This is a genomic window from Acidobacteriota bacterium, from assembly GCA_016715115.1.
GTDB lineage: Bacteria > Acidobacteriota > Blastocatellia > Pyrinomonadales > Pyrinomonadaceae > JAFDVJ01.
Map to the genome: position 1 here is coordinate 1,245,972 of JADKBM010000004.1, position 24,016 is coordinate 1,269,987.

The window sequence follows — 24,016 nt, forward strand, 5'->3', positions numbered from 1 at the left end:
CTGAAGGCGGAACTCCGAACCGGCTAACGGAACAGCTCGTTTCCGAAGATTCTCCTCAGTCCGGTTCCCTTTATTCCCCAGCGAACGGTAAGCGCTAAATCGCCGCCTGCCTGGAAGAATCTCAAACGGAACGGATGAAGCCCCTTTCGCAATGGAACGACGCCGTAGAGAGTCTGAGGCGTATGCATTCCATCGTTGTCGACGACCACCTCGTCGCCTATCGAAAGAACCGCGCCGTCGTCGGATTCAAGTTGAAATTCGTAGATACCGTCCGCCGGCACGTTGATGTAGCCGTCGAAGGTCGCGGCAAATGGCAATTTGGGATCGATCTTTTTCGCGAATTGGGGAAGCTGGATCGATTTCGAATCACCCTTCTCATCGGGCGTCGCGCTACTGATCTCCGCAACCGATTTGAATGATTGTCTGTAAAACGCGAAATTCACGCCTTCGCGCTTTTCTTTCAATTCGACCGGTTCACGATAGCCGCGACGCAGGATCGTTGCGGCATAAACGACACTTTTGCGTCCGCCGGCCGTCATCACGATCGTTTTGAGTTCCTTCCTCTCATTGTCCGAAAGCTTGATCTCGAAAGGCGTTTTATACTCGTTCGATTTTTCGTTCGGTTCCGTTCCGTCGAGCGTGTAGAAGATTCGCGCCGTCGGCATCGGCGGCGTCAGTTCGATCCGCGCCGTATCGGAATCCGCGAGCAGAATGTTGGAAAGCCCGCGCGGTTCGGGTATGCGGTAATTGACGTTCATCGCATCGAGCCGCGCGAAATGCTCGGGCAACCGACTGCGGAAATCGTCCCAATTCTTGCCATCGAGCGGCGACCAGACGACCTCGGACAGCGCCAGAAGACGCGGGAAGACCATATACTCGACCTTTTCGGGCGTCTTCATATATTCGGTCCAGACGTTGCCTTGCGCGCCGAGGACATACTTCGCTTCGTCCACGGCCAGCTCTTTCGGGATCGGATTGTACGAATAGACCGTTTCGAGCGAGAGCATATTGCCGATGTTGATCGGTTCGAATTTCGGATCGCCCTGACCGTAATCGAAATACATAAAATTCGTCGGCGTCATTATTACGTCGTGTTTCGCCTTCGCCGCTTCGATGCCGCCTTTCTCGCCGCGCCAACTCATCACGACCGCGTTCGGCGCGAGTCCGCCTTCGAGAATCTCGTCCCAACCGATCATTATCTTGCCCTTGGAATTGATGAACTTCTCGATCCGGCGAATGAAATAACTCTGAACCTCGTGCTCGTCCTTCAGGTTTTCGCGCTTCATCAGATCCTGGACGAAGGCCGATTCCTTCCAATGATCTTTGAGAACTTCGTCGCCGCCGATGTGTATGTAAGAAGAATCCGGGAAGAGCGCGATGGTTTCATCGAGGACGTCTTCGAGAAACTTGAACGTCGCGTCCGTCGGACAAAACACTTCCTTGAAGATGCCCCACGTCATCTGCACCTTGTAATCGTAATTCTCCTTGCAGCCGAATTGGGGATACGCCGCGAGCGCCGCCGAACTGTGGCCGGGAAGTTCGATCTCGGGAATGACGTTGATCTTGCGTGCCTTCGCGTACGCGACAACGTCGCGAATTTCGTCCTGCGTGTAGAATCCTTCGACCGGAATCCCGTCGCCGGTGAAAGTCGGCGAAAACCGGCCGACCTGTGTTTGCGGGCGTTTCGATCCGATCTCGGTCAGCCGCGGATACTTCTTGATCTCGATTCGCCAGCCCTGGTCTTCGGTCAGATGCCAGTGAAATTGATTGAATTTATAGCGCGACATCATATCGATGTACTTCTTGACGAATGAGACCGGCATAAAATGGCGGCCGACGTCGAGATGCATCCCGCGGTATTTGAAACGCGGCTGATCGACTATCTCGACCGCCGGAACCGTCGCGCGGCCTTTTTCGATCTTCCGCGGGAGCATTTGGAAGAGCGTCTGGAGCGCATAGAACATCCCGGCGTTGCCGCGCGCCTTGATTCTTATCTCTTTTTTCGAGACCGTCATCGCGTAGTCTTCTTCGGACGGAATGTTGCCGTTTGCGGCGAGCCGTTCAAAGACGATCGCTCCCTTCGGAGTCTTTTTCGGGCTGGCGACGAATTCGAGCTTGAAACCGTGATTCTTGAGCAGGAAATCGTTCAGAAACGAAGCCAGTTCCTGCGCTTCGCGGTCGAGCGTGACGATCTTCGTCTGGTAATTGAACTGAAACTCGCCACGGCCGCGCGTCACCGATTTCGGTCTTGGAATAATGTTCAAGGCCGCCATTTCGTTCGTTGACTGCGCAAAGAGCGCCAGTGTCGAAACGCCGAACAGCGAAAGGATTACGATTGCTTTGTTCATAGACATTTTGATCGAACCAGTCAGATTTCTAAGTTAGTTCAAAGCGCCATTTCAATCAAACCGAGCGGTCGCGATGAGTGTTCGAAACAGCAACGACGACACAAAAAAAGAGGCAAAGCTCTTCGCATTTGCCTCAATGAAGGTTGAAACTTCCGACCGCCGGCACGCGGCCGGGTCATTCAACAGACGTCAAACCGGCATCGCCATACCGGAAACGGGTTTCACAACTTCTTCGTCGAACTGCTCTTCTTCGGTCGATCCCTTGAGAGCGGTCATCGACGAAACTCCACCCGCAATGACCTGGGTCACGGCATCGAAATATCCGGTACCGACGAACGACTGATGCTTCGTCGCCCGGTAACCGTCGACCTCGAGCGAGAATTCGTGCTCCTGAAGTTTGGCGTATGCCGTCATTCCCTGATCGCGATAGTCACGCGCGAGTTCGAACATCGTCATATTCAGCGCGTGGAAACCGGCGAGAGTGATGAACTGGAACTTGTATCCCATTTCGCCGAGTTCCTTCTGGAATTTGGCGATCGTTTCATCCGAAAGCTGCTTTTTCCAGTTGAACGACGGCGAACAGTTGTAGGCCAGCATCTTGCCCGGGTATATCGCGTGGATCGCGTCCGCGAAACGACGCGCTTCGTCGAGATCCGGATGCGCCGTTTCGCACCAGATCAGGTCGGCGTAAGGCGCGTAGGAAAGACCGCGCGAGATCGCTTGATCGATTCCGCTGTGCACGCGATGAAATCCCTCGACGGTCCGTTCGCCGGTGCAGAAGGGTTTGTCGCGGTCGTCGACGTCCGACGTCAGAAGATCCGCGGCATTGGCGTCGGTCCGCGCGACCAGAACGGACGGGACGCCGCAGACGTCGGCCGCCAGTCGTGCCGCGACCAGTTTCTGCACGGCCTCCTGAGTCGGAACGAGAACTTTGCCGCCGAGATGGCCGCATTTCTTTGCCGACGAGAGTTGATCCTCGAAATGGACGCCAGCGGCGCCGGCTTCGATCATCTGTTTCATCAGTTCGAAGGCGTTCAGGTTTCCGCCGAATCCGGCTTCGGCATCGGCGAGGATCGGCGCGAACCAATATGTGCCGTTCTTGCCTTCGGCGGCATAGATCTGGTCTGAACGCTGCAGCGAATTATTGATCTTGCGGACAAGTTCGGGGACGCTGTGCGCCGGATAAAGGCTCTGGTCCGGATACATCTGTCCGGAGACGTTGGCGTCCGCGGCAACCTGCCATCCGCTGCAATAGATCGCCGGCAGACCGGCCTGAACCTGCTGAATCGCCTGACCGCCGGTCAAAGCGCCGAGCGCGTTGACGTATTCCTTTGTCTTCATCAGGTCCCAAAGGCGTTCGGCGCCGAGTTTGGCGAGTGTGTATTCGATCTTTACGGTTCCACGAAGGCGAAGAACGTCTTCCACCGAATATGGCCGTTTGATACCTTCCCAACGCGGGTTTTCCGCCCAGTCTTTCTTGATTTCCTGAATCTGTTCGTTGTTCATAATGTTCTCCTCCTCAGTTTTGTTGATTGCTTGCTCATATCGGATCAAACTGGCCCAAAATGATCATTTCTTCGCTGATGCGTCGTGCTTCCGTCAGCGTCTCGCGCAGTTCGACCGGCGATTCGCCGACGAGTCTCTCCAATTCCTCATCAAAAATCTGCGAGATGACTTCCGGCGTGTGCGTGACCGGCGCGTCGTTCTCGTCGACGATGCGAACCTCGTCGCGGTGCGCCATTCGCTGTGCGATCATCAACCGGTAAATGCGGTCGGTCGCAAGATCCTCCATATAACCGTCGAGCAACGACGCGCCTTTGCCGTTCAGAACTCCGTTCCGGTAACGGATCACGGTTCGAACTGCGGCGCGGGTTCCAGCGACAGTCTTGCGCCCGACATCTTCGGGAATCGGACGCAGATCCGGGAATCGCTCGACGCCTTCTTTCCGAAACGAAATCTGGTTTGGCTCGGGAAACTGCGCTACCGCGATCGGGTTCTGATCCGGATGACCGGTCCAGGCGCCGTCCATTCCGACAGCGGCCTCGTTGTGCTTGTCCGCTTCCAGCACCCGTAGAGCCCGTTCATTGAGTTCCTCATCAAGCCGATTCGGATAAAGCGCGGTCATTCCGCCGATCGCGAGCGCGCCGTGCTTGTGGCAGATCTCTACCAGGAGTTCGCGGAGATTCTGGAAAAACGGAACGTCCGTCGGAATCGTATTGCGGTCGGGCAGCACCCAATCCTTGTCAGACAGATTGAAGTTGATGAGCGACGCCATATAGTCCCAGCGGCCGAGGTTCAGGCCGAGGATATGCTCGCGCAGGTTGTAAAGGAATTCCTCCATTTGAAACGCGAACGGATGCGACTCGACAAGCGCGAAGCACTTGATGAAGCCGCGTTCCCAACCGAGCTTGTCTTCGATCCTTTGAAACAGATCGCGCCAGAAAAAGGCCTCTTCGGCAGACTCGGTCTTCGGGATATAGAACGTCAGATTGTGTTTCAGTTTGGATCGTTCGACGCCGAGCGCGATGCGGACCGCGTCATAAACCGAAGCGGAGAGAAGTTCGTCGGCGAAGATCCCGGCCTGGCTCAGATGAAGGCCGCGGAGACGGATCATCGACACGGTCTTGCTCGAGTTGATCGGAACCCGCCGGTCGCGTTTGAAATCGTAATATGTCAGCGTCCCGTGCAGCGCCGCGAGCGAATTCGAGATGCCGATCTCAAGGTGTTCCCAGGTGTTTGCCATCGAATCCTCGAGATCGATCATCACGCCCGGCGCGCCCGAATTCAGCATTTTTACGACCAACTCTGCATCGTCGGCCGGTCCGGTCATTTGATTGCGCTGATCTTTGATGTATTCGGGAAGTTCGATCTTCCAACTCCCGGTCGTCGCCGGGGAATCGAGCAGATAACCGGGCTTGTCGCCATTGAGCGAGCGCTCGAGAACGTCGCGGCGTTTCCGCACCAGATTCTGCTGACGCGGCGTGAATTCGGGATGCAGTTCGGAAAGCAGGCCGAACAACTCGGGCGAGAATTCTCTTTTCGGGTCAAAATTCGGCGGCGCTTGGTTCACACGTGATTCTACCTGTCGCTCCAGCCGGGCTTGTAATGTCATAGCATCTCCTTTTGTTCAAGATAGTGAACAACTGTTCGAAATAGCGTTCTCTTTTTAATCTACAGTGAGTTTTGACGGATGCAAGTTATATTTTGATTGCATTCATTATATTGAACACTTTTTCACAATCTTGAATTGGTTTTGCGGATTTGCTCAAAAAGAACTACGCTTTTCTTGAGATGTCAGAAGAAAAATCGTCCAGCGCGGTGGCTCGGGCTCTCTCTATGCTTGAGCTTGTCGCAGAAAGCGGAAACGGATTGAGCAACTCAGATCTTAGCCGCCGTCTGAAGATCCCCAGAAGCTCCGCGAGTTACATTCTTCGCGTGCTTGAAAAGCGCGATTATCTGCGCCGCGATGCCGGCGGACGGTATCGTCTCGGACTTAAGCTGATGAGCCTGACCGGCGGCGCGGTCTTTCATATGGATGTCCGCGAGGCCGCCAAACCGATATTGGCGGACTTTCTGAAAAAGAGCCGGTTGCCGGAAGTGCATCTTGCGGTTCTCGACAACGGACGCGCCGTCTATATCGAAAAACTGGAGAGCGAAACCAGTTTCATCAAGATGGACATTTGGGTCGGCCACCGTTTGCCGGTGCATACTACGGCCATCGGCAAGGTGCTTGTCTCATATCTTCCCGATGATCAGATCCTGGGCATCCTCGAGGAACGGGGAATGGAGCGGAAAACGAAACGCTCGATCACGTCACCGACCAAATTTCTGCGCGAAGCGGCGCGCGTCCGCCAGTATGGATTCGCGGTCGATAATGAGGAGAATTCGGAAAGCGTGCGTTGTATCGCCGCACCTATCTTTGACGCGAACGGGGCTGTGCTGGCGGCGCTCGGGACGTCAGCCGTCGTGCTTCACATCAGCGAGGAGCAGTTGCCGAAGATCGTTCAACTGGTCAAGATGGCCGCCGCAAAACTCTCGGCTCAAATGGGGTTTATCGGATAGATCTCGCGATTGGCTTCTCTAAGGCGCTCATCAGCGTAGAGTCTCGAGGAAATCGACCAGCTCGGGCGGCAGCGATGCCGTGAAATTAAGGCGTTCGCCGGAAACGGGATGCGTAAATGACAGCTTTTCGGCGTGCAGGAAAAACCGTCCGAGGTCCGCGATCGCCTTGCGTATCGTCAGATCGTGAACCGTCCTGTCGCGCCCCGCGTTGTAGGTCTCGTCGCCGACGATCGGATGATTGATATTCGCCATATGAACGCGGATCTGATGCGTGCGGCCGGTTTTGATCTCGACGGCGACGAGCGTGAACTTCGCAAAGCGCTTTTTGACCTTCCAAAGTGACAGCGCGTACCGGCCGTGCGCGCGAACCGCCATTTTCGTGCGGTTGTGCTTTTCCCTGGCGATCGGTGCCTCGATCTCTCCAAAATCAACTTCGGGTTCACCGTGAACGAGCGCGACGTAAGACTTGAAAACGTTCCGTTCGCGAAACTGCTCACCGAGCTTGTCCAGAATCTCTTCCGATTTTGCGACGACCATCAGGCCCGAAGTGTCTTTGTCGAGGCGGTGGACGATTCCGATCTTGGATTTTATGTTTTGGATCTTGGATTGTTCACTAAGCTCTGAGTCTTGGCTCAAACTGCCGATTCCGAAATGGTAGGCGAGAGCGTTCGCGAGTGTGCCCGAAGAGATTCCGGTGCCCGGATGGACGACCATTCCGGACGGTTTATTTACCACGGCGAGATGTTCGTCCTCGTAAACAACGTTTAGAGGTATCTCTTCCGGCTCAAAGATATCCGCCGGAAGTTCGGTCAGTTCGATCTCGACCTCTTCGTTTCCACGGAGTTTGAGCGACGCTTTGGCGATCTTTTCATTGACGAGGCAGTCGCCGTCGGTGATGAGTTTTTGGAGCCGCGAACGCGACCAGCCCTCGACGTTTTCCGCGAGAAAAGCATCGAGCCGCTTTCCGGCATCTTCGGGTCGGGCGGCAAAGAGTAATGTCGTATTGTCGTCTTTCACACGATAAGGATATCAGTAATGTCGATTTCGCGAAGTTCGGATTTGAATGAGTTGGCCTAGGCGGCATCGTCAATGGCAAGCGTTTTACGGCGCTTCAATCTCACAATCATAAAGACAACCGCCCCGATCGCGACAAGAAGACTGATGATCTGCGATGTCGAAAGTCCGAGAATCGGGTTGAGCCCGAGCAGATTGCCGCGCGGATCGTCTCGCAAAAACTCGACCGCGAAGCGCCAAATTCCGTAGATGATTCCGTAAGCTATCAAGACTTGTCCGTCAAACTTCTTGTGCCGGTGCAGATAGACCAGAATGCCGAACACTATCAGCATCACGAACGACTCGTAAAGCTGTGTCGGATGAAGGTACAAATCAGCCCCATCGGGACCGTAAACCGGCACTCCGGTAAACTCATGGCCCTTCTCGGAAAAATGCACGCCCCAGGGCAGATGCGTTTCTTTGCCCCAACAGCAACCCGCCGAAAAGCAGCCCTGGCGACCGAAAAACTGCCCGAGCGCGACGCCCGGCGCGAACGCGTCGCCGACCTTCCAGAACGGCATTTTGTAATAGAGAGACATCCCGACGACGGTGAAAAGTCCGCCAAGAAAACCGCCGTAATAAACGCCGCCCGAACGCAGAAAGTCGAGAGAGAAGATATCGACGTGATCGTCGACAAAGAACATCAGCAATTTCGATCCGAGCAGCGCTCCGATCAGCGTCCAGAGTCCCAGATCATACATCCGATCACGCGAGAGTCCGTCGCGCGCGCCCAAACGGGACGCGGCGAACAGTCCGAGCATCATCCCGAGCGCGAGAAAAACGCCATAGGTATGGACCGGGAAATTGCCAATTCTGATGAGTTCGGGAAACAAAGCAATTTGCGATTTGCGATTTCTGATTTGCGATATTTGGATTCAGAAGAGAAATCCCAAATCACAGATCCTCAAATCCAGATCAGTTCTTCTCCTCTTTTCTTGTTAGGAACATATCGATGATCAGCAAAGCCGCACCAGCGACGATCGCCGCATCGGCGACGTTGAACGTCGGGTAATGCCAACCGCCGATGTGGACGTCGATAAAATCCACCACGTATCCGAGTCGCGAGCGATCGGTAACATTGCCGACGATGCCGGCAAGAAGCAACGCGAGACTTCCGAGAACGCGATCATCCGAACGCGGCGTCTTCCAGAAGAAGTAGAGAACAAGCGTCGCCGCGATGAACGCGACGGCCGAGAGCGCCCAACGCCCGGTGCTCCCGTGATCGTCGAACATCGAGAATGCAACGCCCGTATTTTCCGCGTAGGCAAAGTTGAGAAGCCCCGGAATCACCGGGACATCCTCCTGCAAACGCAAACGGCTCTGCGCCCACGCCTTGGTCGTCTGGTCGATCATAAAGACCGCCGCCGAAGCCGCGAGATACCCGAGCTTCCAAAAGAAATCTTTCTTGTTCACAAATCCCTACTCAGTATACGGAAAAATCCGTTTCGGCGCTTTGTATCGTCGCCACCAATCCGCGTAACAAACGTCCGTACAGCCGATCGCGTATGTCACGACCTTCCATCTGGCGCCAGTTTTCTTCAGCAGAGCGAAAAAGTTGTTGTCGAACATATCGGCGTCGATCGCTTCCTGATATCCCGTATTCCGATAATCCGGACGTTCGCCCGCAGTGTTTTGCGGATCGCCCGAGACAAACGCCCAAACACCGGAAACTCTGAGATTCTCAACGTTGAAGACGATCTTTTGTTTCAACTCTTTCTCAACCGGAACACGCAGAGAGTTGAGGATCGCGGTTCGTTCCGCGGAACCCTTCTCAGGCGTGTAAACCGTTTGCGCCGCGGCTGTCATCGCGCCGATCGACAGAATCAATACGATCTTGCTTAACATACATCCCTCACAATCGCCGGAACCGTGTTCCGCGCGGTACATTTAATCCTCGGAATAGCTGATAGTTTATAACTGATAGCTGATAGCTGAGAGTTTCTAGTCAGCAAACTATCCGCTTTCATCTATCAGTTATCAACTATTTCGGAATATCAATTTTCTCAATCTCGATAAGTGCCGACAGACAGCGTTCGCAAACTGTCGGGTAACGCTCCGATTCGCCGACGCGGGTCGAGAAATTCCAGCAGCGTTCGCATTTTTCGCCATCGGCCTTTTGGACCTCGACGCCGAACGCGTCGCCCTCGTGCACCTCGACCTGCGAAGTGATAAAGATGTAGCGCAGGTCATTGAAATAGGCCATCAGGAACATCAACGCATCCTTCTCGACCGTCAAAACTACCTTGGCCATCAACGACGATCCAATGTCGCCGGCAGTGCGCGCCTCTTCGAGCGCCTTAAGAACGGTCTCGCGAATCGCGAAGATGCGTTCCCAATCGTTCAGAAGCTTCGAGTTATCCGCCTCGGTCGCCTTCGGAAATTCCGCCAGATGAACCGACGATAGTCTCTGCTTCGGCAGATTCTCGAATGCTTCGTCGGCGGTGAACGCGAGCACCGGCGCGAGCAAACGGCACAAACGATGCGTGATCAGATAAAGCGCCGTCTGCGCCGAACGTCGTTCCAGCGACTTTGGCGCGTAAATGTAAAGCCGATCCTTGATGATGTCGAGATATCGCGCCGAAAGCGTCACCGTAACTAGATTATAGATCGTTTGATAGACGGCTTGAAAGTCGTAACACGCGTAACCGGCGAGCACTTTCTTCATCGCTTCGTCGAAACTAGCCAATGCCCAACGGTCGATCTCAAGCATCGCCTCAAACGCGACGATGTCGGTTTCCGGATCGAATCCGTCGAGATTCCCCAACGCGTAACGCAGAGTGTTTCTGAATTTACGATAAGCGTCGGTAACTCTTTGCAAGATTTCATCTGAACATCGAACGTCCTCGGTGTAATCGACGGCCGCGGCCCAGAGTCGCAGAACGTCTGCGCCTGATTTGTTGATGATCTCGATCGGCGCGGTGACGTTGCCGACCGATTTCGACTGCTTCTTGCCTTCGCCGTCGACGACCCAACCGTGCGTAATGATCTGTTTGTACGGCGCCTGATCGTGTGCCGCGATCCCGCACATAAGGCTTGAATTGAACCATCCGCGATATTGATCGCCGCCTTCGAGATAGACGTCGGCCGGAAACTTGAGTGTTTCGCCGCGAGTTTCAAGAACCGCGACGCAGCTCGATCCCGAGTCGAACCAGACATCAAGAATGTCCGTTTCTTTTCGAAAATCAGGACTGTTGCACTTCGGGCACGCAAATCCTTCGGGCAACAGCTCCGATTCGGGACGCGCGTACCAAGCATCGGCGGTTTCCTTCGCGAAGATGTCGGCAACATGATCGACGATCTTTGGATCGGCAACCGGTTCGTCGCATTTCTGGCAATAGAAGACCGGGATCGGAACGCCCCACGAACGCTGGCGCGAGACGCACCAGTCTGGACGGCCTTTGAACATATTCGCCATCCGGCCTTGGCCCCACGAAGGATGCCATTTCACGTTTTCGATCTCGCGCATCGCCTGCGCGCGGAGCGACTTTTCACCGGCGTCGTCCATCGAAATGAACCACTGCGGCGTGGCCCGGAAAATAACCGGCTTTTTGCAGCGCCAGCAGTGCGGATAACGATGCTCATAGTTTTCCGAGAATAGCAACGAGCCGTTCGTGCGCATATGCTCGACGATCTGCGGGTTTGCTTTGAAGATATTGACGCCGGCGAATCCATCGACTTCCTGCGAAAATCGGCCGGCATTGTCGACCGGGCAATATATCTCGAGTCCGTATTCTTTGCCAATGATAAAGTCGTCGTGGCCGTGTCCCGGCGCGGTGTGCACGAGTCCAGTTCCGGCCTTGCCCGTTTCGTCGCGGTTGCGTGACTCCGAAACGTCAAGTTCCGTCTCGGCATCGGCCTCACCGCCCATCGTCACGTGCTCACCGTTCATTATCAGCGACTCACGGTCGATCCACGGATGCTTGGCCTTCATCCGGTTCATCTTCGAACCGTTGAACTTAGCGAAAACGTTCGGCATCTTCCGTTCGCCGTCGTCGTCGACGCCCCCAATGCCGCATTTAACGATCACGAATCCGACAAGATCAGAAGCCACGATCAGAACCTCTTCGCCGTGTTCGATCGCCGCATATTCAAAATCCGGATGGACCGCGATTCCGAGGTTCGCCGGGATCGTCCAAGGGGTCGTCGTCCAAATGACGAGCGAGACGCGTTTGCCAGCAAGGGCCGGATCAAGTTCCGCCGGATCGGTGACGAGCGGGAATTTGACGTAGATCGACGGCGATGTGTGGAGTCTGTACTCGACCTCGGCTTCGGCGAGCGCCGTTTGATCGTGAATACACCAATAGACCGGACGCAGGCCTTTGTAGACGTAACCGCGCTCGAGGAACTTGCCGAACAGACGCGCCGTCTCGGATTCGTACTCGTTCGACATCGTCAAATACGGCGTTTCCCATTCGCCGAGGATTCCGAGACGCTTGAAGTCGCGCGTCTGGTTGTTCATCGCCGTCGACGCGTGCTCGCGGCAGATGCGCCGGAACGTCGTGACCGGAATGTCCTTTTTGTCCTTGCCCTTGTCGGCGAGTTTCTTCTCGACGTGCGTTTCGATCGGCAGACCGTGGCAGTCGTAACCCGGAACGTACGGAGCTTCAAATCCCATCATCGAGCGCGATTTGACGACGAAATCCTTGAGAATCTTGTTGAGCGCCGTTCCGATATGGATGTCGGCGTTGGCGTACGGCGGTCCGTCGTGAAGGATGAATTTTTCGCGGCCGCTTCGCGCCTTCAGGATCGCGTCGTATAGTTTGGCATCGCTCCATTTCGCGAGCCGCGCAGGTTCGGCCTGGCCGAGATTCGCCTTCTGTGCGAAGTCGGTTTTCGGAAGGTTAACGGTTTTCTTAAGTTCCAGTGGTTCGGTCATAAAAATTAGTGGTCGGTGGTCAGTGTTCGGACATCAGAACGAACCGCATTCCGCCGAAAAGCCAAATCTTATCATTCATTTACGGATAATTCCGCAATCCCAAAAAAGAAATCCCAAATCAGCGCGATTTGGGACTTTCGGTAAACGCAAATTATCGCTGCGGGCTCTACCGAAGGTCCTCCGTAATTCGAATAATGACTATGATGCTGCGGTCTTTCATTACGTAATTTATTGCAAACTTTCGTTTCAAAGTCAAAAATGTTGTCGGCCGTTGTGGCTTTCGACGCGTCTTACGGATGTTATGAAACACTTTTTCGTAATTATTTTGGTGGCGCTTTTCGTCGTTTCGGCATTTTCGCAAAAGGAAATCAACATCGAGATCAACGGTGTGAAGCGCTTCGCGATCGTCCACGAAGGCGACGCGAAATCGAAAAAGTCGCCCGTTGTGTTCGTCTTTCACGGTCACGGCGGGAACGCACGATTTGCCGAACGCCGTTTGAACTTTCACGACGAGTGGAATGAGGCGCTCGTTGTTTATATGCAAGGAATTCCGGGCGTCGCCGGAATCACGGATGAGGCCGGTACGAAGAACGGTTGGCAGAAGAATCCGGGCGAACTCGGAGATCGTGACCTGAAATTCTTCGATGAGGTTCTGAAGAGCCTGATCAAGGACTACAAGGTCGACGAAAGCAGGATCTATGCTGTCGGACATTCAAACGGCGCGCGTTTCGTCAATGTTCTTTGGGCCGAGCGAGGCGATAAGTTCGCAGCGTTTTGTTCCGTCGCCGCGCAGGGCGGGTTGATGATCCGCAATGCGGTGCCGCGTTCGATCTGGATGAGCATCGGCGAAAACGACCCGCTCGTCCCGGCAAGAGGCCAGAAACTGTCAATTCCGATCGTCCAGAAATTGCTCAATATCGATTCAGAAAAAGGGGATACCAAAGGCGAAATCACTACTTACAAGGGCATTAGCGGTACCGAATTGGTGACCGAAATCCGCGATGCCGGCCACGAATTTCCGGTAATGTCGATTCCGAAAATCGTCGAGTTTTTCAAACGAAACGTGAAAGGCGGGAAAGGGGAAAAGTGAAAAAGGGGAACGGATTGTTTGGAAATCAAGCTCGCTTGTTACTTCTCGTCAGGCAGGACGAGCAACCGCTCGCTTCGCCAAACTCGAACTACCGTGATTGCGAATTGCTCGCGCAAATAAACCACTCTGAACGGCGCGTGAATGATTTCCCGAATGTAGGACAATTGGAACTCGGGAACAATTCGACCCAGTTCGGGATGATCAGATAGAACCTGGATGTGTCCGATGATTTCCCTGACGAACTTTTGACCAACGCCGGGAACTCCTTCAGCCGTGTAGTATTCAATGACATTCTCCAAGTCATTGACGGCCGAATTAGAAAGGCTAATCTTCATTTATTCGACGCCAAGGCGTTTTTTGGCCTCGGATAACGACACCGAATTGCCCTCTTTGATTTCCACAAGACCTTGCGCAATGGCCCGAACAAAAACCAGTTCTTCCTGGTTCTTTTCATATTCATCGAGGTCTTGCATAACGGCAATGCCCCGGCCGCGGCTCGTCACCAGGATGGGTCGGTGAGTTTCTCTGACCTGATTCACGACGCGACCGGGATTGATCTTCAGGTCGGAAAGCGGAATTACATCTTCAGAAAATTTGATCGTCATATTCAACTCCGAGACCTATTTATAGCACCGGTTAACGACACCGGTCAAGAAAAAGGGAATTAACGTTCACGGATCCCAAAGCACAACCCTGATCGATTCGTCAGTGAATCGTGCTTGGCACTATGATGCCGAGATTGTCGTTCTTTGCACGTGGCAATTGAAGGTTGTTTTTGCGTTGTTTCGCGCCACTTCGCGGTCGGCTCTTTTCGTAAGTTCACTGAAACTTCGGTTTCGTGTCGCCACTTACATTCTGACCGCGAATCGACGCGAAGTTTCTGGCGCGTAATTTGGGAAGCCGGGAAGCAAACTCGTTTTCATAAAACCGCAACAATTTGGACGAGCTTTGGAACATGCCAATATAGATTCCGGCTGCGAACAACGGCGTAAAAGCTGCAAACCAAAGACCGTTTTGTAGAATTCCGCGCCTGATAAGGAAGCGCGGCAAACCGCGCTCGCGCACCTGCTTCTATGCTTTCGCTTCGGCTCTTTGGTCTTCGGAAGTTTCTTCGATCCACTCTATTTTCATCGTATTCATTACCGATCCTCAAGCGCGCGGACCTCGGTGTCGGTGTGGCGGAGATGCAATGAAATGGCACGCGCGACGCGTTCGAACACGCGCACGCCAAGAACAGCATCCTTCAATGCGTGTTTATCGAACTCTTCCCTCGAAAGTACGTAGAGTTCACAATCCGTTTTCGCTTCCGCATCTGCAGACCGTTTGCCGCGATCCAGAAACGCCATTTCGCCAAAAAAGTCGCCCCTGCCGAAGGTGGCCAGATGGTGGAGTTTGCCGCCTTTGAGCGGCAGAAGAATCCGAACCACGCCACGGCGAAGCAGAAAGATCTCATCACCTTCATCACCGTGAAGAAACACGTTCTCTCCGGCGCGCACCGTCCGTTCGTAGATGCATTCGCGTAACTTGCCGAGGACATCGTCATCGCAACCACGGAAAAGTTCGATCTGGTCAAGGTCCAGCGCACTCGTTTCTTCTTTCCGCGTCCAGCCCGCAGACTCGAGAATCCGTGTTTCCATCCAGTCCAGCGCATCGTCCCGAATTTCAAAAATCCGGATTTCTCCGCCCTCCTCACCGATCAGACCCACCTTCTGCATATAACGATGAAGATCCTGGCGACTGGACAGGCTGGACGGCATGCCACTGAAAAGTAGTCCGCCGCCGCATTCTTGCAGCCGTTCGTGTATCTGTTCAAAAAGATGCGCGGCGGTGTAGTCCATCGACTGTACCCGGCGCATATCGAGCAGCACCCACTTTCGAACCTTCAGGTCCGGTTCCAACTCCGTAAACAGATTGTCGGTCGTACCGAAAAAGAGGTTCCCCTGCAATTCGTAGACAGCGGCATCTTCGCCGTTTTCATCAAGAATCGCCCGTTCCGATTGAAGGCGGGAAGTTTTGGACGAGATCTCTTTGAGCGTAGCCCGTCTCCGCAAGACCGAACCGCGAATCTGGTCGCGGATAAACAGCAGGATCGCAAGACCGATGCCCGTTGCTGATGCCGAGATCAGGCCGACGGTTTCCGCAACGATAACGACAGCGGCGATAACGACGAAGTCGAGACGCGTTTCGGCGTTTTTCAGCAATCCGAACGCCTGCCAGTCAAACATCCGAAATGCAACTACCAACAGAATCCCGGCGAGCGCGCCGATCGGTACCCACGCGATCAACGGTGACAAGAAAAGGATGGCGAGGACCACAAAGACCCCTTCAATGAAACCGGATCGACTCTTCCGGCCGCCGCTCGTCACGTTCACGAGGGTCGGGCCCATCGTACCGGCGCCGGGCATACCGCCCGCAACGAAGGAAGCAAGGTTGGCCACGCCCTGCCCGAACAACTCGCGGTTGGAGTTGTGTCGGGTTCTGGTAAGCGCGCCAAGCACCACACCGGTTTTGAGCGTATCGATAGACAGCAGTACCGACAGCGCCAACGCGGAATATATGACGAGTTTCAGATCATCCAATTGAATCGTCAGCAGGGATCCGAAACGGTCGCCGACGTTTTGCAGGAATGGTGTACTGGATCGAATCGGCCCGATTACCAGCGGGTTGCTTTCAATCGTCAATAAGGAACGATCGAACAGTCCCAGTATCAGGTAACAAGCAACGCCCGAAACGAGTGCGAGGATCGCGGCCGGAATTGTCTTTGTTAACCGTCCCGCGGAGAGCATCACGATAATGGTAACGATGCCGACGATCACGCCCGGCCATTTCCACAAGCCCGGAGATTGCAGCCCGTGCAAAAGGCCCGTTTCGGACGGCAAGCCGAGCAGTTTGGGCAATTGCCCGAGCGCGATTATCAGGCCGACACCCGAAAGATAACCGCTGACGACCGGGTACGGAATGTACTTGATCAGCTGGCCGCCCTTCAGCAAACCGTAAAGCGCCTGAAAGAACGCTGAAAGCAGTGCCGTCAGCGCAAGCAGTCCCGGAATTCGTTCTATTTGGACCTGCCCAGCGGCAAGCGTGATAGCAAGACCGGACAAGACCGCGGCGGCAGGCGCGCAGGGTGCCGTGATCAGAGCCGGCGTTCCGCCGGCAAAAGGGGCCACCAAGCCCAGTGCCGCCGCGCCGATCATTCCGACAAGCGCACCTTGGCCGGCCATTTCCGGCGAGATCGCCGAGAACACGAGAACACCGAATGCGATGGACGAGGGCAACGCAACGAGCATTGATGCCAGCCCGCCCCAGACATCATTGATAAAGTGAAAACCGGAGGTTGTTGCGGCAGATGTTTCGGTTGTCATCGTATTCTCCCGGCTATGGCCGCCCGCACGAAGGGGCGTCCGACGCATCCACGGAAACTACAAATATCCTTGTTTCATAATAAGCCTGATCAAGAGCACGTTCAACGAGCGGCGATCGTCAGGGGGCGCAAACTACTCACGGCTGACAGCTGACAGCTCATAGCTCGAATGATCAAATCTCTTGAGATTCTTAGTTTGGTAATGACAAGCAGAGGCGGCTTTGTTAATCGTTGATGATGCTTTGCAAATCCCTGTTTTGCTTTGACCGCAACCACCAAACCAGCGAGACGAAACCGGCGACCGCCGCGAAAACGATAAGCAGGATGCTCACGAAAAAAGCGACGAACTCATACGCATCGGGGTCCTTCGTGTCGCGGGCACGATAGTGAACCAACGGGAAGAAGACGATGCCCGCGACAAAGAGATGTGATCGATAGTGTGATCAGGAAACGGAACATAGCTCAATCAGTTCCGCGCGAACCGGCCGCTATCGAAGCGCTTACCCGTGCTTCGACTTTCGATCTGATCCGACCCAACTCTTCTTCCGAATCCGCCTCGAATCTCAGTACAAGGATCGCCTGTGTGTTCGACGCCCGGACAAGTCCCCAGCCGTGTTCGAAGATGATGCGGGCGCCGTCGATCGTGATGACTTCGTTTGTCTTCGCAAATTCGTCGGCGATGCGCGCAACGACGTCGAATTTCGTCTCGTCGGAACACTCGACGCGAAGTTCCGGTGTCGAAAACGTTTCGGGCAGATCGCCGAGCAACTCCGATAGCTTGAGATCGGTTTTCGACAAGATCTCAAGCACCCGCGCGCCGGCGTAGGTCGCGTCGTCGAATCCGTAAAACCTGTCGGCGAAAAAGATATGACCGCTCATTTCGCCCGCGAGCGCGGCGCCGGTCTCTTTCATTTTTGCCTTGATGATCGAATGCCCCGCCTTTCCCATAATCGGATTTCCGCCGTGCGCGGCGATGTCGTCGAAGAGATTCTGCGAACACTTCACCTCGGCGATGATCGTCGCGCCGGGGTTCGTTTTCAGGACCTCGCGCGACAGCAAAACCATCAGTTCGTCCCCCCAAATGATCCGTCCGTTCTCGTCGATGACGCCGATTCGGTCACCGTCGCCGTCGAACGCAAGTCCGATGTCGGCGCCTGATTCACGAACGCCGGCGATGCAATCCTGAAGATTTTCCGTGACGGTCGGGTCCGGATGATGATTCGGGAAGTTGCTGTCGGGCTCCGTAAAAAGCTTGACCAATTCGACGCCGAGCCGTTCGTAGATCGGCACCGCCGTCACGCCGCCCATTCCGTTTCCGCCGTCGACAACCGCTTTCAGCTTGCGGTTGCCGAGTTCGATCTTCGAAAAGATGTCGTCGCAGTAATCCCCCAGAACTTCGATCTCTTCGACCGTTCCCGTTCCTTCAGCGAATTTCCCGGATAACGCGATCCCCTTTATTTCCTGAATTTGCGTCCCGAACAGAGTCTGCTTTCCGAGGCAGATCTTGAACCCATTATGATCGGGCGGGTTGTGCGAACCCGTGATCATCACGCCGCCGTCCATTCCGCGCGTGAAAACGGAGTGATACAAGACCGGCGTCGGAACGCGACCGATCAGGACAACGTCGCAGCCAGTTTGGTTGAAACCTTTGGTCAGAAGATCGCAAAACCGGGGCGAACTGACACGCGCGTCAAAGCCGACCGCAATCCGGCGTGCGCCGTTCCGATTAAAAAACGTCCCGATCGCGCGGCCAAGCGTCGCGACGGTCTCGTCCGTCAAATGCTCTCCGACAATGCCGCGGATGTCGTACTCTCTGAAGATGTTCGTATTCATTGTTGATAGTAATTGTAATTGTAAACGGTTAATTGTAAATCGGAGGAACCGGTCCGATTAACCATCAACGATTGACAATTAACCAATAAAGGGGCTTTTTGATATACTTCAGATTTGCTTACGGGCAACAGGCGCCACGCCTTCGGCATCGTAAAAAGGCGTCACAATTTCGCGATATGAAAAACGTTTCCAAATTACTATTCTTGCTGTCTTTGAATTTGGTGTTCGCCGCATTGGCCAACGGTCAGCAGTCGACACCGACGCCGACCCCGTCGCCCGCGGCGACCAATGACGACACGCCGACGAAAGTTTTCGAAGTCCGCCTGCCGGTGACGGTCGAGGACAAAAAGGACAAGAACAAAAAACTCGTCACCGGCCTGACGCGCGACAGGTTCATTGTCCTCGAAGACGGCGTCGAACAGGATATGACCTTCTTTTCGGATGAAAAGCAGAATCCGGAGGTCTGGGTCGGAGTCCTGATGGACACCTCCGCATCTACCAAGGGAAAACTGGCGTTCTCGAAACGGACCGCGAAGGATTTTCTTTACACGGTCCTCAAGATCCGCAAAGACAAGGCCGCGTTTATGACGTTCGACAACGAGGTCAACTTGATCCAGGACTTCACCGACAAGACGGACTTGCTCGATAAGGCCGTCGATAAGGTCGGCAAGACCGGATCGCAGACCGCGCTTTACGACGCCGTCTGGCAGTTCATCGATGAAAAACTCCGCAATGCGCCGGGCAGGCGCGTCGTGGTCGTGATCACCGACGGCGACGACACGTTCAGCCGCGCCGAACTTACGGATGTCATCGACATTGCGCAGCGAACCGAAACGACGATATTCGGAATCTCAACCAAAGAGGGTTTTCTCGGCGTCGTTCCCGGAGTCGAAGCCGGAACTATCAAAGACAAGGGCGACAAGTTCCTGACGCAGATGGCCGAGGAAACCGGCGGCAAAGCCTTCTTTCTCGGAGATATGTATGCGCTCGAAAAGGCCTTTAAGCGGATCAGCGAAGAGCTGAAATCGCAATATATCCTGACCTATCGCCCCGCGAATCAAGCGTACGACGGAAAGAACCGCAAGATCGAGGTGCGTTTCAGAAACAAGGACGACGAAGACCGTTATCGAATCAGAACGAAGACGAAATATCGTGCGATCAAGGACACGCTTAAATGAGAACTGGGAAGTGAGAACTGGGAAGTGAGAAGTGAGAACTGGGAACCGGGAAGTGTGAAGTGAGAACCGGGAAGTGAGAACCTGGGAAGTGAGGGTTGAGAAGTGAAGGCTCGGATGTGAACAAATAGGGCGCAAGATTCGAGATAGACGAGAGAGAAAAGTATTTATGCGAAACAACGTTTTGATCATCCTGACAGTACTGATGCTGACCGGCGGCGCGTTTTTTGTCCGCGACGCGTCGCATGCGCAGGAGAGAGTTGTTTCGCCGAGCCCGACCGCGACTCCCGCACCTGTCGACGACGATGAGCCGATTCGAATCAACACCGAGGTCGTCAACGTACTTTTTACTGCGCAGGACCGAAATCGCCGTCTGCTCACCGACCTCAAAAAGGAAGATGTCAGAATCCTCGAAGACGGTCAGCTGCAGGAGACCGTCGAGTTCAGCCGCCAGGTCGACTTGCCGCTCAGCCTGGCGATTCTGATCGACACGAGCGCGTCACAGGAGCGAACGCTGCCCGAAGAGAAGTCGGCGGCCAAGTCGTTCGTCGAATCGGTCGTGAGGCCCGCTAAAGACGAAGTCTCGATCGTTTCCTTCACCGGCGAAGCGACACTCGAGCAGGGAATGACGAGCAACATTCAGCGACTTCAACGCGCGATCGATCGTGTTGAGTTCGTCCCGCCTTCCGGATACATCGGCGGCGGAGTTATTGCCGGCGGAACTCCGCCGATCTCGGGGACGAACCAACAGATCCAGGGCTCGACGGCCATTTGGGACGCGATCTGGGTGACGGCCGACGAAGTTCTCGGCCCGGCGCCGGAAAAAACACGCCGAGCCATTATTTTGTTGACCGACGGCTACAATACTTTCGGCAAAAAGAAACTCGACGAAGCCGTTCAGGCGGCGATCAAAGCCGAAGCTGTGATCTATTCGATCGGGATCGGCGACAACTTTTATGCCGGGGTCGACGAGGGCGTGCTCAAGAAGATCAGCGAACGCACCGGCGGCCGCGCCTTTTTTCCGCGCGACGAGGCCGAACTTAGACGCGCGTTCACGCAGATCCAGATCGAAATGCGTTCACAGTATCTGATCTCGTACGAGCCGACCAATCAGAAACGCGACGGATCGTTTCGTAAGATCGAGATTCAAATCGTGAATTCGGAGCTTTCGAAGCAGAAATCCTCGGTCACGCACCGCCAGGGATATTTCGCGAAAAACGAATCCGACCTGCCGAAAAAAACGAAATAGTTCACAGTCAATCGTTAATGGTGATTGCGGTCAACGGCTGCGGTTAGCCATAAACTATTTGCAGTTAACAATGAGCGACTACGAATTCGTTACAATTTGGCGTTTTGATGCGCCGGCAGATCGCGTTTGGACCGAGATCAAGGACTCGGAATCGTGGCCTGAATGGTGGCGCGGCGTTTTGAAGGTCGAGAAACTGCGCGACGGCGACGATTCAGGCGTCGGCGCCGTTCATCGTTCCACGTGGAAAAGCGCTTTGCCTTACAAGCTCATATTCGATTCCGAAGTGATCCGAATTGAGGAACCGCGCGTGATCGAGATACGCGCGTTCGGTCAGCTTGAGGGCAGCGGTCTCTGGACACTGACTCCCGAAAGCGATTCGACGACACGCGTCCGTTACGACTGGCGCGTCGAAACCAACAAGCGTTGGATGAAAACCCTCGCGCCGCTGCTCAAACCCTTTTTTCGCTGGAACCACGATGTTATTATGAGCTGGGGCGGCGAGGGGCTTGCCCGCAGACTCAATTGCGAAATTCTCGAAAATCACTAGACAATTCGCCGCGAAAGGCCGTAATTCTCGCCCGCGGACTCGGCACTCGGATGCGCGCCGGCGCGACCGACGCCGTCTTGTCGCCTGAGCAGCAGCGGATCGCCGAAGCAGGGATCAAAGCGCTGATTCCGGTGGCGGGCGATCGGACGATGCTCGATCTGATCTTGGAAAATCTGTCCGCGGCCGGATTCTCCGACTTCGTTCTCGTCATCGGCAACGAACACGCGGCAATCCGCGAATTTTGCGCGTCGCGCGGTTATGACGCGAGTTTTGCGATTCAAAAGGAACCGCTCGGAACCTCCGACGCGGTTCTCGCCTCGGCAGCGGAGGTCCTGGCGGACGAACTTTTTCTTGTCGTCAATTCCGACAATCTCTATCCGGTCGAAAGCCTCCGCCGGCTCCGGGAAACTAACCGGCCGGGTCTCGTCGCCTTCGCACGCACGGGGCTGATCGAACACGGGAACATCGCCGCAGAGAGGATCGCTAAGTTCGCGACGATCGAAACGAACGCGCGCGGCGACCTTGAACAGATCGTCGAAAAACCCGAGATCGTCGCACCGGATTCGTATGTTTCGATGAACGCGTGGCTGTTTTCCCCCGCGATATTCGAGGCATGCGAGAGAATCGGGCCTTCGCCGCGCGGCGAATTCGAGATCACCGCCGCCGTGCAGTACGCGATCGATGAACTGGGACAGTCATTCGCCGTTGTCCGATCCGACGAAGGCGTTCTCGATCTCTCAAGCCGATCGGACATTGAAACGGCGCGTCTCCGAATCGAAAATCGAGAGCCTTGAAAAATCGCAGTTAGCCCGAAAGATCGTGTTGGTCTGGAACGGTTGAATCCGTTCGCCGATCGCAAATCGAATATGTTCATTCCCGGTCGAATAGAATTTCTCGGAAAGCACACCGATTATTGCGGCGGCGAGAGCATCGTTTGCCCGATCAGTCGCGGTTTTCATTTCGATTTCGAATCCGTCGCCGATCTGACGGTCACGCTGGAGAACCGAGACTCCGGCGAAACGCTCTCGTTCGACCTTGCCGATCCGCGCAAGCGATTTGGTTGGATCAACTACGCGATCGAGGTCGGCGGCCGTTTGCGCGCGAATTTCGGGGAAGCGTTGGACCGCGGCGTCCGTCTCTCGTTTACCAGCGATCTTCCGCAAGCCGCCGGACTTTCGAGCTCGAGCGCGCTGATGATAATGGTCTTCACGGCGCTTGCCGAGGCCAACAATCTTCACGAAACCGACGTTTTCCGCGCCAACATCGCCAATGAACTCGATCTCGCCGAATATCTCGGCTGCATCGAGAATGGACAGACCTTTCGCGGCTTGAAGGGCTCGTCGGGTGTCGGAACGTTTGGCGGAAGTCAGGATCACGCGGCGATCGTCGCCGGCCGCACGGGCCATCTGACGCGTTTCGGTTTCGGACCGTTGCGTCGCGTCGCCGAACTCACGCTTCCGGACGACTATAGTTTTGTTGTCGCGTCGAGCGGGGTGATTGCGGAAAAAACCGGCGATGCGCTGAAAAAGTACAATCGCATTTCAAGAATGGCCGCCGAGATCGCATCGAAGTTTTTCGGCGGCTCGCTCGCTTCGGTGATCGGCGAATTCGGGATCGAGGAAATCGAACGGGTGATCCGAACGAACCCGTCGGCATATCCCGCCGACGATCTGATCAGGCGTCTCCGCCAGTTTTACGAAGAAAGTTTCGAGATAATCCCTGCCGTTGCGAAACTGATCGAAACCGGTCGGATCGAAGCGATCGGGGAACTCGTCGACCGTTCGCACGGCAACGCTGAATCCAAGCTCGGCAATCAGGTCGAAGAAACCGTTTTTCTGCAGCGCTCGGCCCGCGCGCTCGGCGCGGTCGCCTCCTCCGCCTTCGGCGCCGGCTTCGGCGGCAGCGTCTACGCTCTGGTTAAAACTGCCGATGCCGAAGCATTCTTGAATGCCTGGCGCAACGAATACCGCGCCGGATTCCCGATCCCGGCTTCGTGCTTTTTTTCGACAAGCTGCCGCGACTCCGCTTGATAAGACGCTCTCCGAATTCTGCTTGGTCAGCGGCCACCAAATCCGATCGTGGGCGCTTTGAACACCTATTTAACCACGATCCCGCAGACTTTTCTGACAGGGACTCAGATGGACCGGATGCAAGCTGACGCTTCGAACTCAGCGTTTCTTTAGATCTATTTTTTTGGTTGAAGCAAATCCGCTCCATCCGTGAAGAAAACGCGATTTGCTTCCTTTCACATTGATCTGCCGCCGGGATGTTCTGTAAGGAGGAACTTTTCGGAAAGATGCTCGCGATATTCGCGGCTTGACCATCTTCTTTCAAAGCCACAAGTCGGCGGGTTCTACTTGCGTTTTCGTTCGCCGAGCGTTTTGAGCATTTCCTTGATGTCGAAGATGCCCTTGAACGAGAC

General features: G+C 54.9%; 20 protein-coding genes. 7 read left to right on the plus strand and 13 right to left on the minus strand.

Going from position 1 to position 24,016, the window contains the following annotated elements; genetic code table 11:
- Nucleotides 1-23 precede the first annotated feature (23 nt).
- The 3 genes from IPN69_07730 to IPN69_07740 all read right to left on the minus strand — a co-directional run bounded on the left by IPN69_07730 (nucleotide 24) and on the right by IPN69_07740 (nucleotide 5,460).
- Complete coding sequence (locus tag IPN69_07730) at nucleotides 24-2,348, minus strand: family 20 glycosylhydrolase (GenBank protein MBK8810610.1); 2,325 nt, start codon at nucleotides 2,346-2,348, stop codon at nucleotides 24-26.
- A 189-nt stretch (nucleotides 2,349-2,537) separates the two neighbouring features.
- Entirely contained in the window at nucleotides 2,538-3,854 is a 1,317-nt protein-coding gene (gene aceA / locus IPN69_07735) for an isocitrate lyase (GenBank protein ID MBK8810611.1), read from the minus strand.
- Nucleotides 3,855-3,888: 34 nt separating this feature from the next.
- Complete coding sequence (locus IPN69_07740) at nucleotides 3,889-5,460, minus strand: hypothetical protein (protein MBK8810612.1); 1,572 nt, start codon at nucleotides 5,458-5,460, stop codon at nucleotides 3,889-3,891.
- A gap of 224 nt (nucleotides 5,461-5,684) precedes the next feature.
- On the opposite strand from IPN69_07740, the gene IPN69_07745 reads away from it, so the two are divergent.
- The gene (locus tag IPN69_07745) at nucleotides 5,685-6,410 is read left to right on the plus strand and encodes an IclR family transcriptional regulator (protein MBK8810613.1); all 726 of its coding nucleotides are present in this window, start codon (nucleotides 5,685-5,687) and stop codon (nucleotides 6,408-6,410) included.
- A 30-nt stretch (nucleotides 6,411-6,440) separates the two neighbouring features.
- Here IPN69_07745 and IPN69_07750 read toward each other — a convergent pair whose 3' ends face one another.
- From IPN69_07750 to ileS, 5 genes are all read right to left on the minus strand, one after another.
- Nucleotides 6,441-7,427: an RluA family pseudouridine synthase gene (locus IPN69_07750; protein MBK8810614.1), complete on the minus strand. Its 987-nt coding sequence runs from the start codon at nucleotides 7,425-7,427 to the stop codon at nucleotides 6,441-6,443.
- Between the two features lie 56 nt (nucleotides 7,428-7,483).
- Entirely contained in the window at nucleotides 7,484-8,296 is an 813-nt protein-coding gene (lgt, locus tag IPN69_07755; GenBank protein MBK8810615.1) for a prolipoprotein diacylglyceryl transferase, read from the minus strand.
- An 82-nt stretch (nucleotides 8,297-8,378) separates the two neighbouring features.
- Complete coding sequence (gene lspA / locus IPN69_07760; GenBank protein MBK8810616.1) at nucleotides 8,379-8,876, minus strand: signal peptidase II; 498 nt, start codon at nucleotides 8,874-8,876, stop codon at nucleotides 8,379-8,381.
- Between the two features lie 6 nt (nucleotides 8,877-8,882).
- Nucleotides 8,883-9,308 carry a hypothetical protein gene (locus tag IPN69_07765; protein MBK8810617.1) on the minus strand — a complete coding sequence of 142 codons (426 nt, stop codon included), beginning with the start codon at nucleotides 9,306-9,308 and terminating at the stop codon, nucleotides 8,883-8,885.
- 136 nt (nucleotides 9,309-9,444) lie between these two features.
- Nucleotides 9,445-12,327 (minus strand): isoleucine--tRNA ligase, encoded by a 2,883-nt coding sequence (gene ileS, locus IPN69_07770; protein ID MBK8810618.1) that lies wholly within the window; start codon nucleotides 12,325-12,327, stop codon nucleotides 9,445-9,447.
- 313 nt (nucleotides 12,328-12,640) lie between these two features.
- On the opposite strand from ileS, the gene IPN69_07775 reads away from it, so the two are divergent.
- Nucleotides 12,641-13,429, plus strand: coding sequence for a prolyl oligopeptidase family serine peptidase (locus IPN69_07775; protein ID MBK8810619.1), 789 nt, complete (start codon nucleotides 12,641-12,643; stop codon nucleotides 13,427-13,429).
- A gap of 38 nt (nucleotides 13,430-13,467) precedes the next feature.
- Here IPN69_07775 and IPN69_07780 read toward each other — a convergent pair whose 3' ends face one another.
- The 5 genes from IPN69_07780 to IPN69_07800 all read right to left on the minus strand — a co-directional run bounded on the left by IPN69_07780 (nucleotide 13,468) and on the right by IPN69_07800 (nucleotide 18,623).
- Complete coding sequence (locus IPN69_07780) at nucleotides 13,468-13,764, minus strand: type II toxin-antitoxin system RelE/ParE family toxin (GenBank protein ID MBK8810620.1); 297 nt, start codon at nucleotides 13,762-13,764, stop codon at nucleotides 13,468-13,470.
- Nucleotides 13,765-14,034 (minus strand): type II toxin-antitoxin system Phd/YefM family antitoxin, encoded by a 270-nt coding sequence (locus tag IPN69_07785; protein ID MBK8810621.1) that lies wholly within the window; start codon nucleotides 14,032-14,034, stop codon nucleotides 13,765-13,767.
- Nucleotides 14,035-14,568: 534 nt separating this feature from the next.
- Entirely contained in the window at nucleotides 14,569-16,791 is a 2,223-nt protein-coding gene (locus IPN69_07790; protein MBK8810622.1) for an SLC26A/SulP transporter family protein, read from the minus strand.
- A 223-nt stretch (nucleotides 16,792-17,014) separates the two neighbouring features.
- Nucleotides 17,015-17,185 carry a hypothetical protein gene (locus tag IPN69_07795; protein ID MBK8810623.1) on the minus strand — a complete coding sequence of 57 codons (171 nt, stop codon included), beginning with the start codon at nucleotides 17,183-17,185 and terminating at the stop codon, nucleotides 17,015-17,017.
- A 67-nt stretch (nucleotides 17,186-17,252) separates the two neighbouring features.
- Nucleotides 17,253-18,623 (minus strand): phosphomannomutase/phosphoglucomutase, encoded by a 1,371-nt coding sequence (locus tag IPN69_07800; GenBank protein MBK8810624.1) that lies wholly within the window; start codon nucleotides 18,621-18,623, stop codon nucleotides 17,253-17,255.
- Nucleotides 18,624-18,799: 176 nt separating this feature from the next.
- Here IPN69_07800 and IPN69_07805 point away from each other — a divergent pair, with 176 nt between their 5' ends.
- The 5 genes from IPN69_07805 to IPN69_07825 all read left to right on the plus strand — a co-directional run bounded on the left by IPN69_07805 (nucleotide 18,800) and on the right by IPN69_07825 (nucleotide 23,624).
- The gene (locus IPN69_07805; GenBank protein ID MBK8810625.1) at nucleotides 18,800-19,801 is read left to right on the plus strand and encodes a VWA domain-containing protein; all 1,002 of its coding nucleotides are present in this window, start codon (nucleotides 18,800-18,802) and stop codon (nucleotides 19,799-19,801) included.
- Nucleotides 19,802-19,967: 166 nt separating this feature from the next.
- Complete coding sequence (locus IPN69_07810) at nucleotides 19,968-21,047, plus strand: VWA domain-containing protein (protein ID MBK8810626.1); 1,080 nt, start codon at nucleotides 19,968-19,970, stop codon at nucleotides 21,045-21,047.
- A gap of 70 nt (nucleotides 21,048-21,117) precedes the next feature.
- Entirely contained in the window at nucleotides 21,118-21,594 is a 477-nt protein-coding gene (locus tag IPN69_07815; GenBank protein MBK8810627.1) for an SRPBCC family protein, read from the plus strand.
- Nucleotides 21,595-21,644: 50 nt separating this feature from the next.
- Nucleotides 21,645-22,388 carry an NTP transferase domain-containing protein gene (locus tag IPN69_07820; protein MBK8810628.1) on the plus strand — a complete coding sequence of 248 codons (744 nt, stop codon included), beginning with the start codon at nucleotides 21,645-21,647 and terminating at the stop codon, nucleotides 22,386-22,388.
- A gap of 72 nt (nucleotides 22,389-22,460) precedes the next feature.
- Nucleotides 22,461-23,624, plus strand: a complete 1,164-nt coding sequence (locus IPN69_07825; GenBank protein MBK8810629.1) for a galactokinase — start codon at nucleotides 22,461-22,463, stop codon at nucleotides 23,622-23,624.
- Nucleotides 23,625-24,016 lie beyond the last annotated feature (392 nt).